Source organism: Sphingomonas oligophenolica, from assembly GCF_006438955.1.
Classification (GTDB): Bacteria; Pseudomonadota; Alphaproteobacteria; order Sphingomonadales; family Sphingomonadaceae; genus Sphingomonas; species Sphingomonas oligophenolica_A.
In genome coordinates, this window is record NZ_RCZK01000002.1 from 225433 (window position 1) to 239309 (window position 13877).

Below are 13877 nucleotides of genomic sequence, written 5' to 3' on the forward strand. Positions count from 1 at the left end.
CGTAGCCATCGTAACAAGACCGTAATAATGCAGTGAGCGATATTGCGCTGCGGTTGTGGCCGCTTTGCCACAATGCCCCTCGCCACGCCTTCGCGGTTGACAGGTGGGGCGCTCTCACTTAGCTGCCTCCCCTCATCCCGACGGGCTTGCTCGTGCGGGTACTTGTAATTTGGGAAGTGACTAAAGCCATGTTCGCTATCGTGCGCACCGGCGGCAAGCAGTATCGCGTCGCCGCCGGAGACAAGATCGTCGTCGAAAAGATCGACGGCGACGCCGGATCGTCGGTAACCTTGGGCGACATTCTGCTCGCAGGCGAAGGCTCCGAGCTGAAGAGCGTCGAAGGCCTGACCGTGACCGCGGAAGTGATCGCGCAGGCGAAGGCCGACAAGGTCATCGTGTTCAAGAAGCGCCGCCGGCACAATTATCGCCGCAAGAACGGCCATCGCCAGCAGCACACTATCCTGAAGATCACCGCGATCGGCAGCGAAGAAAAGAAGAAGGCCGCCCCCAAGAAGGCAGCCGCCAAGAGCGCCGAGGGCGATGCCCCGGCCGCGCAGGCGTAAGGAGTAGTTCGAGATGGCACATAAGAAAGCAGGCGGTTCGTCGCGCAACGGTCGTGATTCGGCCGGTCGTCGCCTTGGCGTCAAGAAGTTCGGTGGCGAGATCGCGATCGCGGGGAACATCCTCGTGCGTCAGCGCGGCACCAAATTCTATCCCGGCACCAATGTCGGCATCGGCACCGACCATACGCTGTTCGCGCTGGTCGATGGTCGCGTGACCTTCAAGGAAGGCAAGCTTGGCCGAAAGTTCTGCTCGGTCGAGATGCTGGCGCAAGCGGCCGAATAACATCGGGTAACCGGACGGGTTGCCCACCAGGGTGACCCGGTAGCGCCGCTCAGGCGGCGCCAACCAAATCAGGGAGACGGGTCGCCCCGGCTCCCTTTTTTCTTGCTCCCACAACATCGGTGTCGCGAGCCCGTCATGGTGACGTGCTTGGGGCGTCGGCAGGTGAGGAGTGCCTAATGATGTTCGCCCGGACGAAGAGACTGACCTTGCGGCCAGGCTGGCCCGAGGATGCGCCCGCGCTACACGCCGCGATCGCGCATGAAGACGTGGTCATGAAGCTGGCAAAGGTGCCTTGGCCTTACACGCTCGCCGATGCCGCCTGGTTTCTGGGGCTGGAGCGCGATGCCGCAACCGCCCAGTTTGTCATCTGCGATCACGAAGCGGGCGCCCCGCGCGTGATCGGTACGATCGGGATTCACCGTGAGGGCGAAGCTTGCGTGTTCGGCTATTGGCTGACCCCGTCGGCTTGGGGTCGCGGCTATGCGACCGAGGCAGGCCGGGCGGTGCTCGACATCGCGCGCCATGCGCTGCCGATCCGGCGGCTCAACGCATCCTATTTCGTCGACAATCCCGCATCGGGCCGCGTACTGCGCAAGCTCGGCTTCCGGGAGACCGGACGGACGGTCTCGATGCGGACGCTGGCGCGGCGCGAACCGGTCGAAGCGGTGCTCGTCGAATGCGACCTCGACGACCAAGACCGACCGGCGGCGTCGATCGCGGCGTGACCGAAATTCACCCTCTTCGGGACGAGGGACTGTGCGGGAAGCGAATGGTGGAGGGGTCCGCAGGTGCTGCGCTGCGTTGCTGCCCCACCACCCGCCTACGGCTGGCCCCTCCCCGTGCCGGGGAGGAATGAAGCGTCACTCGCCTTGCCATCGCCCCCAAAACCACCGACAGCGACCGGATGTCCGTTACCCCCCTTCCCATCCGCAAACGCCTGTCCCCCGAAGAATCGCGCGATGCCGCGCTGGAAGCGGCGCGCGCGCTGCTGGTCGAGGTCGGGCCGCAGGCGGTGACACTGAAGGCGGTCGCGTCGCGGATCGGGCGGACTCATGCCAACGTGCTCCACCATTTCGGCTCCGCCGCGGGATTGCAGCAGGCGCTGATCGAGCGGATGGCGAATTTTATCACCTCGACGATCCGCGACGCGGTGCTGCGCCAGCGCGATACCGATCAGGAACCCGGCGAGGTCGTCGACCTCGCGTTCGAGGCGTTCGGCGAGGGTGGCGCGGGGGCGCTGGCGAGCTGGATGATCCTCAGCGGCAATGAGGACGCGCTCGATCCGATCCTGAAGGCGATCCACGATCTGGTCGACGAGCTCGCGGCGGATCATTCGAAACCCGATCGCCCGATCCAGGATGACACGCTCCAGCTCGTCCTCATGGCGCTGGGCGACGCATTGTTCGGGGGGCCGCTCACCCGCGCGCTCGGCTTGCCACGCGATCGCGCGCGCACGCTGGCGCGCGCGATGATGCGCGATGGCAGGGGTAGCTGAGATGCATTTTCTCGATCAGGCCAAGATCTTCGTCCGCTCCGGCGCGGGTGGCCCCGGCGCGGTAAGCTTCCGCCGCGAAAAGTTCATCGAATATGGCGGCCCCGACGGCGGCAACGGCGGCAAGGGCGGCGATATCGTGTTCGAAGCGGTCGCGGGGCTCAACACACTGATAGACTTTCGCTACACCCAGCATTTCCGCGCGCCGCGCGGCAAGGGCGGATCGGGCAGCAATCGCACCGGCGCGGGCGGCGACGATCTGGTCATCAAGGTCCCGGTCGGCACCCAGATCCTCGACGAGGAGCGCGACGAGGTACTGTTCGATTTCACCAAGGTCGGCCAGCGCGAGATATTCCTGCGCGGCGGCGACGGCGGGCGCGGCAATGCGAGCTACAAGACCTCGACCAACCGCGCGCCGCGCCAGCACGGCACCGGCTGGCCGAGCGGCGAGGCGTGGCTGTGGCTGCGGCTGAAGCTGCTCGCCGACGCCGGGCTGGTCGGGCTCCCCAACGCGGGCAAATCGACCTTCATCAACCAGGTGACCAACGCGCAGGCGAAGGTCGGCGAATACGCGTTCACCACGACGCGACCGCAATTGGGCGTCGTCAGCCACAAGGGCACCGAATTCGTCGTCGCCGACATCCCCGGGCTAATCGAGGGTGCCGCCGAGGGCGCGGGCATCGGCGACCGCTTCCTGGGGCATATCGAACGCTGCCGCGTCCTGCTCCACCTCGTCGACGCCAATGACGACGATGTCGCGACGAGCTACCGGATCGTTCGCGACGAGCTCGTCAACTACGGCGCGGGGCTGGCCGAGAAGCCCGTCGTCGTCGCGCTAAACAAGATCGACACGCTCGACGACGAACTGATCGCCGCGCTCTCCGCCGAACTCGCCGAGGCGAGCGGCGCCGACGTCATTCCGATCTCGGGCGTCAGCGGAACCGGGGTCGACTGGGCGCTCGACACGCTGATCGAAAAGATCGAGCCCTCGTCCCGCGGCGTCCCCGACGACGACGACGGCGAAGACCCGATCGAATGGTCGCCGGTGTAGCGGACGATAGGCACGATCCTACGGGGTAGCAGCGATCGCGCTAGCTCCCCGGCGTGCAATTGATGTCGCACATGCCCGTACCGCGATGCCGCAACGCCTCGTCGGCGTTGGCCTGCGTCTTCGCATTCATGTCGTGCCAGTCGTCCTGCGTCAGGCAGATCGTCTTGGGCATGATCGACCCCGTCGCCACGACCTTGCGGCACACCCGCTTCGGCGTCGGCGCGACCGTGGAGCGTTCAGCGCCGGTTGGCACCGCGATGTCCTGAGCATTGGCTCTCATCGCCGGCGACATCCCCAACGCCAAGGCCACGACCGTCATCCCCAACAGCATCATCAACTCCCTCGAACTGATTCTCAGCCCTAAACCGCGTCACTTCATGTTGGTAATGTCGCGTGTGTTCGCTTGGACTTATCGCCAGTTTCGACCTCCGTCATCCTATGTTATATCTTGGTCATGGCTAGCCAACCCGATTATCCGCTGCTGACCGCCGAGGAATTTCTCGAAATCGATTTCGGCGAGCGCAAGGCAGAGCTCGACAACGGCGTCATCCGGATGATGGCGGGCGGCACCGCGCGCCATGCCCACGTCCAAGGCAATATATATGCCTCGCTGAGGCAACGACTTCAGGGAAGTGGCTGCACCCCCTACAATTCCGATATGGCAGCGCGCACCCGCGATCGGTCGATCCGCTATCCCGACGTCACGGTTTATTGCGGGCGTGGCGGTTCCTCGAACGACGATGAAAAGGCGTTCGACGATCCGCGGATTGTCTTTGAAGTGCTGTCGGCGGGCACCGCGCGCACCGATCTGCGCGTCAAGCTCGAGGAATATAAGGAACTCGCGAGCATCGCCACGATCGTGTTCGTCGATATCGCGACCGAGCGGCTTCGTATCGTTCAGCGCACTGGCACGGGGTGGAGCGAGACCATCCATAGTGAGCCGGCCGACCTGGCCCTGCCCTCGCTCGACCTGACACTGCCGCACGACGAAATCTTCGCGCGCGATTGATCGCGGGGGCGACCGCGGGCTAGGCCCCGACGATGGTGCTGTTCGCTCCCCCCTCCTGCCCCCGGCTGGTCGTCAAGATCGGCTCTGCACTGCTCGTCGACCGAGACGGCGGGGTGCGGCGCGCATGGCTCGTTGGAATCGTCGCGGATATCGCCGCACGCCAGCGCGCCGGCCAGCAGGTCGTCATCGTGTCGTCGGGCGCGATCGCGCTGGGCGCGCGGCGGCTGTCGCTTGCCAAGGGCGGACGCGCGAGCCTGGAGGATGCGCAGGCGGCCGCCGCAGTCGGGCAGATCGCGCTGAGCCAGATCTGGGCCGAGACCTTGGGCGCCGAGGGCATCACCGCCGCGCAGATGCTGGTGACGCTCGGCGATCTCGAGGATCGGCGGCGCTACCTCAACGCGGCGGCGACGCTCGACCGGCTGCTGAGCCTCGGCGTCGTCCCGGTGATCAACGAAAATGACAGCGTCGCGACCGCCGAAATCCGGTTCGGCGACAACGACCGGCTCGCGGCGCGGGTTGCGCAGGCGGCTGGCGCGCAGGGCGTCGTGCTGCTGTCCGACGTCGACGGACTCTACGATCGCAACCCCGCACTGCCCGATGCGGCGCATATCGCGCGGGTCGAGCGGATCGATGCCGCGATCGAGGCGATGGCGGATCGCGGCTCGGCCTCGGGGATGGGATCCGGCGGCATGGTATCGAAGATCGCGGCGGCGCGGATCGCCAACGCCGCGGGCGCGCATCTCGCCATCGCCAGCGGGCGGGTCGATCGGCCGCTGTCGGGCGGCGAGCGGCACACGCTGTTTGTCGCGGAAAAGAGCGCGTCGGCGCGCAAGGCCTGGCTCGCGGGCGGACTGACCGCGCAGGGGCGGGTCACGGTCGATGCCGGCGCGGTCGCGGCGCTGGCGGCTGGCAAGAGCCTCCTTGCGGCGGGCGCGACCGCGGTCGAGGGCGATTTCGCGCGCGGCGATCTGGTCACCATCGAAGGGCCGGACGGGCCGATCGCGCGCGGGCTCGCGGAATATGATGCCGCCGATACCGCACTGCTGCTGGGGACCCGCAGCGACGAGCAGGCGGCGCTGCTCGGCTACGCCCCCCGCGCCGCGCTGGTCCATCGCAGTCATATGGCGATGTTATGACCCAAACGTGGCTCCACCCCGGCGAAGGCCGGGGCGGTAACGCGATGAGTGTGCTCTCGATCACTGGCGGCACCGGATTCGTCGGTCGTGCCACGATCGACCGTGCGCTCGCGGCGGGACACGAGGTGCGCGCGCTCGCCCGGCGACCACAAGCCCAACGTGATCGCGTTACCTGGGTTACAGGCGCGCTCGACGATCCGGCGGCGCTCGCCACCCTGGCTCGCGGGGCCGACGCGGTCATTCACATCGCAGGCGTCGTCAACGCCGCTCGCGCGGGGTTCATCGCGGGCAATATCGAAGGCACACGCGCGATTCTCGCCGCTGCGCAGGGCGCTGGCGTGCGACGCTTCGTCCACGTCTCGTCGCTCTCGGCGCGCGAACCGCAGCTGTCCGATTACGGCTGGTCGAAGGCGGAGGCCGAAAAGCTCGTCGAAGCCAGCGGCCTCGACTGGATCATTCTGCGTCCGGCCGCGGTCTATGGCCCCGGCGACATGGAGATGCGCGACCTGTTCCGCGCCGCCAAGCTCGGGATCGCCCTGCTCCCCCCGCCCGGCGTCATGTCCGCGGTTGCGGTCGACGATCTGGCGCGGTTGCTCGTCACGGTGGCGGAGCGTGGCGCGCCTCACGCGATGTACGAGGTCGATGACGGAACCAGCTGGACGCACGCCGATTTCGCGTGCGCGATCGGCACCGCGGTGGGCCGACCGGTAATGCCGCTCCACCTACCCCGCGCGCTGATGCTGCTGGGTGCCCGAATCGACGGCCTGCTCCGCGGCGACCGCGCGAAGTTGACCCGCGACCGCGTCGGCTACCTCGCGCATCCCGACTGGACCGCGCGTCCCGACCGGCGCGTGCCCGCCGCTTTGTGGTCACCACTAGTCGACACGCGCGAGGGGTTGGCGGAGACGGCCCGGTGGTATCGCGCCAACGGGCTGCTATAGCGCCGCAACGCTGCCGCATTTGGCTGCCATCGGGGGAGCATCATGACCGACCGCCAGCAGATTTTCGACACCGTCACCGCGCAGATCGAACCGTTCAACAAGAAGGGCGTCGCGCTCACCGATGCGACGACGTTCCAGGGCGATCTCGAATGGGACAGCCTGACCGTAATGGATTTCGTCGCCGCGATCGAAGACGAATTCGACATCATCATCACGATGAACATGCAGGCCGAAATCGAGACGGTCGGCCAGCTCGTCGATGCGGTGGCCAAGCTGAAGGCATGATATGACCGAGACCGGATTCCAGAACGAAGCGATCGATTTCGATCCGCCCGCGGTCGCGCCAGAACGCGATCTGATGAGCAAGTTCGACGGGCTGATCGCCGAACGCCAGGCGCTGATCGACACCGGGGTCACCGATCCGTTCGCGATCGTGATGGAACAGGTCAAGTCGCCGACCGAGGCGGTGATCGCGGGGCGCGACACGATCCTGCTCGGCACTTACAATTACATGGGCATGACCTTCGATCCCGACGTCATTGCCGCGGGCAAGCAGGCGCTCGACGACTTCGGGTCGGGCACCAACGGCAGCCGGATGCTCAACGGCACCTTCCACGATCATATCGCGGTCGAACAGGCGCTGCGCGATTTCTACGCCGTATCGGGCGCGATCGTGTTCTCGACCGGCTATATGGCGAACCTCGGGATGATCTCGACGCTCGCCGGCAAGGGCGAATATGTCATCCTCGACGCCGACAGCCACGCTTCGATCTACGATGGCTGCCAACAGGGCAATGCCGAGATCGTCCGTTTTCGTCATAATTCGGTAGAAGACCTCGACAAGCGATTGGGAAGACTGCCGAAAGAGCCCGCCAAGCTGGTCGTGCTCGAGGGCGTTTACTCGATGCTCGGCGATGTCGCCCCGCTCAAGGAAATGGTCGCGGTCGCCAAGCAGCACGGCGCGATGGTGCTGAGCGACGAGGCGCATTCGATGGGCTTTTTCGGCCCGCACGGCCGCGGGGTCTATGAGGATCAGGGGCTCGGCGATCAGGTCGACTTCATCGTCGGCACATTTTCGAAATCGGTCGGCACAGTCGGCGGCTTCTGCGTGTCGAACCACCCCAAGTTCGAGGCGATCCGCCTCGCCTGCCGCGCGTATATCTTCACCGCCAGCCTGCCCCCGAGCGTCGTCGCGACCGCCGCGGCGTCGATCCGCAAGCTGATGCACGCCGACCAGAAGCGGGCGCAACTATGGGAAAACGCGAGGGCGTTGCATGGTAATCTCAAGGCGATGGGGTTCAAGCTCGGCACCGATACCCCCGAAAGCGCGATCATCGCGGTGATCCTCGACGACCAGCAACAGGCGGTGACGATGTGGCAGTTGCTGCTCGACGCCGGACTTTACGTCAACATGGCGCGCCCCCCCGCGACGCCCGCGGGCACGTTCCTGCTGCGCTGCTCTCTGTGTGCCGAACACACCGCCGATCAGATCGTAAGGGTCACCGAGATGTTCCGCGTCGCGGGGCAGGCCGTGGGGGCGATCGGCTAAGACCGTTCCCGTGTCTTTCCCCGAGTCGCGCTTTGGGATAGATAGCCGTTCATGATGCGCGACGAGGCCGACACCGCGCCGGGGGGGACCCTGGGTGGCGACGCGACATGGCGGACGGCCATGCTCGTCGTGATGGGATTGCTCGGCACCGCGGTGCTGGCCGCGTTGATCGTGACGTTGGCCGGCGCAAATCGCCAGCGCGAGCGCGCGCTGAAACTGCAGACCCACAGTTACCAGGTGATGATCGTCGCGCGCACGCTGTCGGGAACGATCGCGCGATCGGAGGCGTCGCTCGGCCGTTACGTGATCAGCACCGACAAACGGCTGGGGCAGATCTATTTCGACCAGTGGCGGCAGGCGGAATCGGAGATCGACCGGCTCGCTAAACTCACCGCCGACAATCGGTCGCAAACCCGCACGCTCGATCGGTTGCGCGCCGCGTACCAGACGCGGGGCGACGAACTGTCGCTGACCGCGCTGAGCACGAGCTATGGCAAGAACAACCAGGCGCTCGCGCGCTATTACGACGCGCGCAACGCGGCGTCGCTGGCCGAGATCGACCGCACGCTCGATCAGATCATCGCGCAGGAACGCGGGCTGCTCGCAAAGCGGACCGGGGATGCGATGACCGCAGTCGACGACGCGAGCAGGATCGCCGGGATCCTGGGGGCGTTCGGCATCCTGATCGTGCTCGGCGCGATCGCGCTGGGGTGGCTGACGTTGCGCGCGGTCGGCGATCGCGTCACCGCCGAGGCCGATGCGACGCTCGAACGCGAGCGCGTCGAGGAACTCGAAACCGCCGTCACCGCCGCGACCAGCGAACTGCGCATCCAGGAAGCCAAGCTGCGCCAGGTCCAGAAGATGGAAGCGGTCGGCCAGCTGACCGGCGGGATCGCGCATGATTTCAACAATATGTTGGCGGTTGTTTTGGGGGGGTTGGAACTCGCCAAACGGTGTGTCGCGACCGATCCGCTCACCGCGGCGCGGCATATCGACAACGCTACCGACGGCGCCAATCGCGCCGCGGCGCTGACCCGGCGACTGCTCGCGTTCAGCCGCGAGGATGCGCTGAAACCCGAACCGATCCGCGCGGGTGGGCTGATCGCGGGCATGTCCGAACTGCTCGACCGGACGCTGGGCGATGCGATCACGCTGATTACCCGCGACGAATCGGATGGCTGGCGGGTCCGCGCCGACCGCGTCCAGCTCGAAAACGCGATCCTCAATCTCGCGGTCAATGCGCGCGACGCGATGGCGGGGCGCGGCGTCATCACCGTCGCGACCGGCACCGCGACGCTGGCCGAGCATGAGATCGATCACTGTAACGCGGGCGATTATGTGTCGATCGCGGTCATCGACGACGGTTGCGGGATGGCCCCCGAGGTCGTCGAGCGCGTGTACGAGCCGTTCTTCACGACCAAGGAGGCGGGCAAGGGCACCGGACTGGGGCTCAGCCAGATCTTCGGGCTGGTCCGCCAGCTCGACGGCGAGATCACGATCGCGACCGCGGTCGATCAGGGGACGACCGTCACGCTGTATATCCCGCGCGACCTGGCCGAGGAAAGGCGCAGCGACGTGGCCGATGTCCCCTCCGCCGTCGTGACCGAGCAGGCCACGCTGGACATCCTCGTCGTCGAGGACGACCCCCGCGTCCTCGCCGCCACGATCGGCGCACTCGACGAACTCGGCCATCGCGGGATCGCGTGCGACGCGCCCGACAAGGCCGCGGCGATTCTGGCCGGTCACACCGGAATCGACCTGATCCTGTCCGACGTGCTGATGCCGGGACAAACCGGCCCCGAACTCATCGCCGAGATCGGCCCCCGCTTCCCCCACATCGCGGTGGTGTTCGTCACCGGCTATGCGGGCGAGGCCAACGCGCGCGAATTTGGCGAGCACCCGGTCCTGCGCAAACCGTTCACGCTCACCGGCCTCGAACACGCGATCTCCGAGGCAATGGCGGCGGATCGCCCCGCCCCGTCCGAACAGATCGCCGCCGAATAGGGCGGCCACTGCTCGGCGGCTCCCGCTTAAACAGGTGACGCCCTCCGCGCCCTGGCCTATATCCTCGCGACCCCGCTGCCCGAGCACACGACTTCATGAAATCCATCGACCGCTACATGGCGCGACTGATCGCGGTGCCGTTGTTCTCGACGCTGATCATCTCGGCGATGCTGCTGATCCTCGATCGCATCCGGCGGCTGTTCGATTTCGTCGCGACCGAGGGTGGCCCGGTCAGCGTGGTGTGGCGGATGCTCGCCAACCTGCTCCCCGAATATCTCGGGCTCGGCATCCCGATCGGGCTGATGCTCGGCGTCCTGCTCGCGTTCCGGCGCCTGGCCGCCAATTCGGAGCTCGACGTGCTCCGCGGCGTGGGCATGAGCTACAACCGGCTGCTCCGCGTGCCGATGATGTACGCGATCGTGCTCGCCGCGCTCAACCTCGCGATCGTCGGTTATGTCCAGCCGATCGCGCGCTATTATTACGAAGGGCTGCGCTTCGAACTCAGGACCGGCGCGCTCGGCGCGTCGATCAAGGTCGGCGAATTTACGCATCTCGGTGACAAGATGACGATCCGGATCGAACAAAGCCGCGACAAGGGGCGCGACCTCAGCGGCATCTTCGTCCAGGCCAAGACCGCGAAGGGCGATTCGATCGGGGTTACCGCCGAACATGGCGAATTCCTCGCGACCGACGATCCCAACACGATCATCTTCCGCCTGACCAACGGCACGCTGATCCACGACCGTCCCGAATTCAAGACGCCGCGGGTGCTGACCTTCAGCAACCATGATCTCCCGATCCCGCTGCCCAAGTATGAGAATTTCCGCACCCGTGGCGGGCGCAACCTCGAATACACGCTGCCCGAACTCGCCAAGACCGGCCAGACCGGCGCGACCGAAAAAGAACGCGATTCGAGCCGCGCGGAATTCCATTTCCGCCTCGCCGAAGTCGCGACGATGTTCCTGCTGCCGATGCTCGGGCTGGCGCTGGGGGTGCCACCGAAACGATCGAATTCGGGGTTCGGCGTCTTTTTCGGGATCGTGATGCTGGTGACCTATCACAAGGTCAACGAATATGCCGCCGCGATCGGCGAACTCGGGCGGATCGACCCGCTGATCGCGCTGTGGGTGCCGTTCGGCGTGTTCGCGGGGCTGGTATTGTGGATGTATTATACGATCGCCTACGTCCCCGGCGGGCAGCCGATTGGCGCGATCGAACGCGCGTTTTCGAAGGCGGCGAGCGCGGTCACGAACCGCCTCCCCGGTCGCCGTCGCAAGCGCGCAGCGGAACAGGGCGCGTGAGGCACCTGCTCGAATTCTTTCCGTCGCGGACCGTCGCCTGGTACATGTCGCGGCTGTTCCTGGTGCGGACGCTGTCGATCCTCGCGTCGATCGTGCTCGTCCTCCAGGCGCTCGACCTGCTCAGCGAATCGGGCAATATCCTCGCGGTATCGGGCAATGGCCAGGCGCAGATCCTCACCTATGTCGGGCTGCGGATGCCGCAGATCGTCGCGTTCGTGCTGCCGTTTTCGGTGTTGCTCGGCACGATCCTGACGCTGATCACGATGAACCAGAATAGCGAGATCATCGCGCTGAAGGCGGCGGGGCTGTCGGCGCATCAGGTGCTCGCGCCGCTGCTGCTCGCCAGCCTGGGGGTCGCGATCGTCAGCTTCGCGTTCAACGAACGTGTCGCGACCCGCGCCACCGCGACGCTCGATCAATGGAAGGCGGTCGATTACGGTCCGCTGCCGATCGACCGCGGCGATCGCAGCAACGTATGGGTCCGTGACGGCGATGACCTGATCGAGGTCGCGCAGGTCAAGGGCCGCCGTGAACAGACGCGGCTCGGCGGGATCACGATCTATGATCGCGCCGGGGGCAACCTCGTCTCGATCATCCGCGCGCCGAGCGGCCACCGGGTCGATGGCGCGTGGCGGATCGGGCCTGCGAGCCGGTTCGACGTCGCGAGCGGTGATCTGATCCCGATGGGCACGATCACGGTCGCCAAGGATGTCCGCCCCGATCAGTTTACGCTCGGCAGCGTCAACGCCGACGGCCTCGCGTTCTGGGATCTGCGCCGTGCGATCAGCGATCTCCACGACGCGGGGCGACCGACCAAATCGCTCGAGGGCACGTTGTGGCACAAGCTGTCGGGTCCGCTCTCGGCGATCCTGATGCCGCTGTTGGGCGCGGTCGCGGCGTTCGGGATCGCGCGGTCGGGCAAGCTGTTCGTGCGCGCGGTGATCGGGATGGGGCTGGGCTTCGCCTATTTCGTCGCCGACAATTTCGCGCTCGCGATGGGCAATCTGGGCGCCTATCCCCCGTTCCTCGCGGCATGGGCGCCGTTCCTGCTGTTCTTCCTGATCGGCGAAGCGGTGCTGATCCGAACCGAGGAATAACGCGGGCGGTCATGGGTCCGGGCACTCTGTGCCGTGACGACGTTACACCTGCCGGTATTTGATCCGTTCGCCCTGAGCCCACCGGGTTCCCATGAAACTATTACTTTCATGGGGCGGGGATCGAAGGGCGGCGAGTCTTACCGTGCTTCAACAGGCTCAAGGCGAACGGTTTCTCGCGGTATCGTCAAGCTCTGGGTCCGACTCCCTAGCGCAGCGTCATCGTGCTCCGCGCGATTTTGCCGACGAGGCCAGGCAGCCCGCGATAATTCGATTGGTGGAAGGGCGAGTCCTCCTCCAGCGCCGCACTCAACCGCCGATACGCCTCGCCGAGCGCATGGTACGGCAGCCCTGGCAACAGGTGATGCAGCGCGTGATAGCGCAAGCCCACCGGTGCCCACAGCGCGGGCAGCAACACCGGCGGCGGCACGTTGACCGAATCGAGATATTGCGCGGTTACCGTCATCGGCTCGCCCTCATTCTCCCAAAGATGCGCGACGAGCGTGCGGACCTGGTTGGTCACCGCCACCGCCGACACGATCGCGAACGCGATCCCGAACGCCCGCAGCGGAATGACCCCGGTCGCGGTCATCACGACGATCGCGATCGCCCACAGGCTGGCGGCAGCCTCGATCCGGTTCCACAGCGCCTTCGCCTCGCCGTCGGGCGCGCGGCGGCGAAACGACGGGTTGATCGCGAGCGCCGAATAGCGCTCGACGACGAGCTTGCGGAGCGGCGGCACGATCACCGACACCGGCGACAGCACCGCATAACGGAACAGCAGCGCCAGCGGCGCGAGCGCCGAAACGACGATGAACACCGGCAGCGTCCACGGCTTCATCAGCGCCAGCGGGAGATATTCGGGATCCTCCGACGTGCCGTAGCGCGTCTTGGCGTGGTGAAGGTTGTGGACGCCCTCGTACATGAACGACGGGGTCAGCATCGGCACGCCGACCAGCGCGTTCCAGCCGAACCGGAACCCCGGCACTGCGGCGTGCTTGATGTGGCTGAGTTCGTGGATGAAGCTGATCGCGCGATACAGCGCGAGCATCGAGGCGACCCCCGCGATCACCACCAGCCAGGTCGCCGCCGCAGAGACCGCGATCGCCAGCGCGCCATAGCCGATCATGACCGACGCGATCAGGTCGGCCCAATAGATCGCCGGGCGCGGCGGGTTGAGCTCGCGCGTCAGATCGGCCGCGGTGCGCAGCATCGCCTTGTCGTCGGCAGCCCGGTGACGCGGGACCACGGGAATGTCCGCAACCGGCAAGGCCGCGCCGCGCGCAAGTGAAAGACTGGTATTCATGGGGATGTCCATTGCCGGTATATAATGGCGACAGCATGGCATTTCGAGGGTGCCCGCGCGCCGCCGCGCGCCGCCGCCCGCCGCCGCCCGCCGCCGCCCTTCCCTGCAAGCCGCCCGATCCCGCCTCGCCTTCGCCATCGTTGCTGGC

General features: G+C 66.4%; 15 protein-coding genes. 13 read left to right on the forward strand and 2 right to left on the reverse strand.

The window, feature by feature from the left end; all coding sequences use genetic code 11:
* Positions 1–188: 188 nt before the first annotated feature.
* The 5 genes from rplU to obgE all read left to right on the forward strand — a co-directional run bounded on the left by rplU (position 189) and on the right by obgE (position 3389).
* Positions 189–563 (forward strand): 50S ribosomal protein L21, encoded by a 375-nt coding sequence (gene rplU, locus EAH84_RS03855; RefSeq protein WP_140868454.1) that lies wholly within the window; start codon positions 189–191, stop codon positions 561–563.
* Between the two features lie 13 nt (positions 564–576).
* Positions 577–846: a 50S ribosomal protein L27 gene (gene rpmA / locus EAH84_RS03860; RefSeq protein WP_140867970.1), complete on the forward strand. Its 270-nt coding sequence runs from the start codon at positions 577–579 to the stop codon at positions 844–846.
* 179 nt (positions 847–1025) lie between these two features.
* A complete protein-coding gene (locus tag EAH84_RS03865; protein WP_241656445.1) occupies positions 1026–1571 on the forward strand; it encodes a GNAT family N-acetyltransferase in 546 nt (181 codons plus the stop codon).
* Between the two features lie 179 nt (positions 1572–1750).
* The gene (locus tag EAH84_RS03870) at positions 1751–2341 is read left to right on the forward strand and encodes a TetR family transcriptional regulator (protein ID WP_140867972.1); all 591 of its coding nucleotides are present in this window, start codon (positions 1751–1753) and stop codon (positions 2339–2341) included.
* Between the two features lies 1 nt (position 2342).
* Positions 2343–3389, forward strand: coding sequence for a GTPase ObgE (obgE, locus tag EAH84_RS03875; protein WP_140868459.1), 1047 nt, complete (start codon positions 2343–2345; stop codon positions 3387–3389).
* Positions 3390–3429: 40 nt separating this feature from the next.
* Here obgE and EAH84_RS03880 read toward each other — a convergent pair whose 3' ends face one another.
* A complete protein-coding gene (locus EAH84_RS03880) occupies positions 3430–3669 on the reverse strand; it encodes a hypothetical protein (protein WP_140867975.1) in 240 nt (79 codons plus the stop codon).
* A gap of 174 nt (positions 3670–3843) precedes the next feature.
* Between EAH84_RS03880 and EAH84_RS03885 the strand changes: the two genes are divergently transcribed.
* The 8 genes from EAH84_RS03885 (at position 3844) to lptG (ending at position 12426) form a co-directional block, all read left to right on the forward strand.
* Positions 3844–4398 (forward strand): Uma2 family endonuclease, encoded by a 555-nt coding sequence (locus EAH84_RS03885; RefSeq protein WP_140867978.1) that lies wholly within the window; start codon positions 3844–3846, stop codon positions 4396–4398.
* 32 nt (positions 4399–4430) lie between these two features.
* The gene (proB, locus tag EAH84_RS03890; RefSeq protein ID WP_140867981.1) at positions 4431–5534 is read left to right on the forward strand and encodes a glutamate 5-kinase; all 1104 of its coding nucleotides are present in this window, start codon (positions 4431–4433) and stop codon (positions 5532–5534) included.
* A gap of 44 nt (positions 5535–5578) precedes the next feature.
* Positions 5579–6475: an NAD-dependent epimerase/dehydratase family protein gene (locus EAH84_RS03895; protein WP_140868461.1), complete on the forward strand. Its 897-nt coding sequence runs from the start codon at positions 5579–5581 to the stop codon at positions 6473–6475.
* A gap of 42 nt (positions 6476–6517) precedes the next feature.
* Complete coding sequence (locus tag EAH84_RS03900; protein WP_140867984.1) at positions 6518–6760, forward strand: acyl carrier protein; 243 nt, start codon at positions 6518–6520, stop codon at positions 6758–6760.
* Position 6761: 1 nt separating this feature from the next.
* The gene (gene spt / locus EAH84_RS03905; protein ID WP_140867987.1) at positions 6762–8024 is read left to right on the forward strand and encodes a serine palmitoyltransferase; all 1263 of its coding nucleotides are present in this window, start codon (positions 6762–6764) and stop codon (positions 8022–8024) included.
* Positions 8025–8078: 54 nt separating this feature from the next.
* A complete protein-coding gene (locus EAH84_RS03910) occupies positions 8079–10028 on the forward strand; it encodes an ATP-binding protein (RefSeq protein WP_140868464.1) in 1950 nt (649 codons plus the stop codon).
* A 95-nt stretch (positions 10029–10123) separates the two neighbouring features.
* Entirely contained in the window at positions 10124–11329 is a 1206-nt protein-coding gene (lptF, locus tag EAH84_RS03915; protein WP_194150352.1) for an LPS export ABC transporter permease LptF, read from the forward strand.
* 44 nt (positions 11330–11373) lie between these two features.
* Complete coding sequence (lptG, locus tag EAH84_RS03920; RefSeq protein WP_140868469.1) at positions 11374–12426, forward strand: LPS export ABC transporter permease LptG; 1053 nt, start codon at positions 11374–11376, stop codon at positions 12424–12426.
* A 205-nt stretch (positions 12427–12631) separates the two neighbouring features.
* Here lptG and EAH84_RS03925 read toward each other — a convergent pair whose 3' ends face one another.
* Positions 12632–13729, reverse strand: coding sequence for a fatty acid desaturase family protein (locus tag EAH84_RS03925; protein ID WP_241656446.1), 1098 nt, complete (start codon positions 13727–13729; stop codon positions 12632–12634).
* Positions 13730–13877: the final 148 nt, after the last annotated feature.

Excerpts from the sequence above, each read along its gene's own strand:
- EAH84_RS03910 (WP_140868464.1), top strand. The coding sequence starts at position 8,079 with ATGCGCGACGAGGCCGACACCGCGCCGGGGGGGACCCTGGGTGGCGAC.
- EAH84_RS03925 (WP_241656446.1), bottom strand. The coding sequence starts at position 13,729 with ATGAATACCAGTCTTTCACTTGCGCGCGGCGCGGCCTTGCCGGTTGCG.
- EAH84_RS03900 (WP_140867984.1), top strand. The coding sequence starts at position 6,518 with ATGACCGACCGCCAGCAGATTTTCGACACCGTCACCGCGCAGATCGAA.
- EAH84_RS03885 (WP_140867978.1), top strand. The coding sequence starts at position 3,844 with ATGGCTAGCCAACCCGATTATCCGCTGCTGACCGCCGAGGAATTTCTC.
- rpmA (WP_140867970.1), top strand. The coding sequence starts at position 577 with ATGGCACATAAGAAAGCAGGCGGTTCGTCGCGCAACGGTCGTGATTCG.
- lptG (WP_140868469.1), top strand. The coding sequence starts at position 11,374 with ATGTCGCGGCTGTTCCTGGTGCGGACGCTGTCGATCCTCGCGTCGATC.
- spt (WP_140867987.1), top strand. The coding sequence starts at position 6,762 with ATGACCGAGACCGGATTCCAGAACGAAGCGATCGATTTCGATCCGCCC.
- EAH84_RS03870 (WP_140867972.1), top strand. The coding sequence starts at position 1,751 with ATGTCCGTTACCCCCCTTCCCATCCGCAAACGCCTGTCCCCCGAAGAA.
- EAH84_RS03880 (WP_140867975.1), bottom strand. The coding sequence starts at position 3,669 with ATGAGAGCCAATGCTCAGGACATCGCGGTGCCAACCGGCGCTGAACGC.
- rplU (WP_140868454.1), top strand. The coding sequence starts at position 189 with ATGTTCGCTATCGTGCGCACCGGCGGCAAGCAGTATCGCGTCGCCGCC.
- lptF (WP_194150352.1), top strand. The coding sequence starts at position 10,124 with ATGAAATCCATCGACCGCTACATGGCGCGACTGATCGCGGTGCCGTTG.
- obgE (WP_140868459.1), top strand. The coding sequence starts at position 2,343 with ATGCATTTTCTCGATCAGGCCAAGATCTTCGTCCGCTCCGGCGCGGGT.
- EAH84_RS03865 (WP_241656445.1), top strand. The coding sequence starts at position 1,026 with ATGTTCGCCCGGACGAAGAGACTGACCTTGCGGCCAGGCTGGCCCGAG.
- proB (WP_140867981.1), top strand. The coding sequence starts at position 4,431 with ATGGTGCTGTTCGCTCCCCCCTCCTGCCCCCGGCTGGTCGTCAAGATC.
- EAH84_RS03895 (WP_140868461.1), top strand. The coding sequence starts at position 5,579 with ATGAGTGTGCTCTCGATCACTGGCGGCACCGGATTCGTCGGTCGTGCC.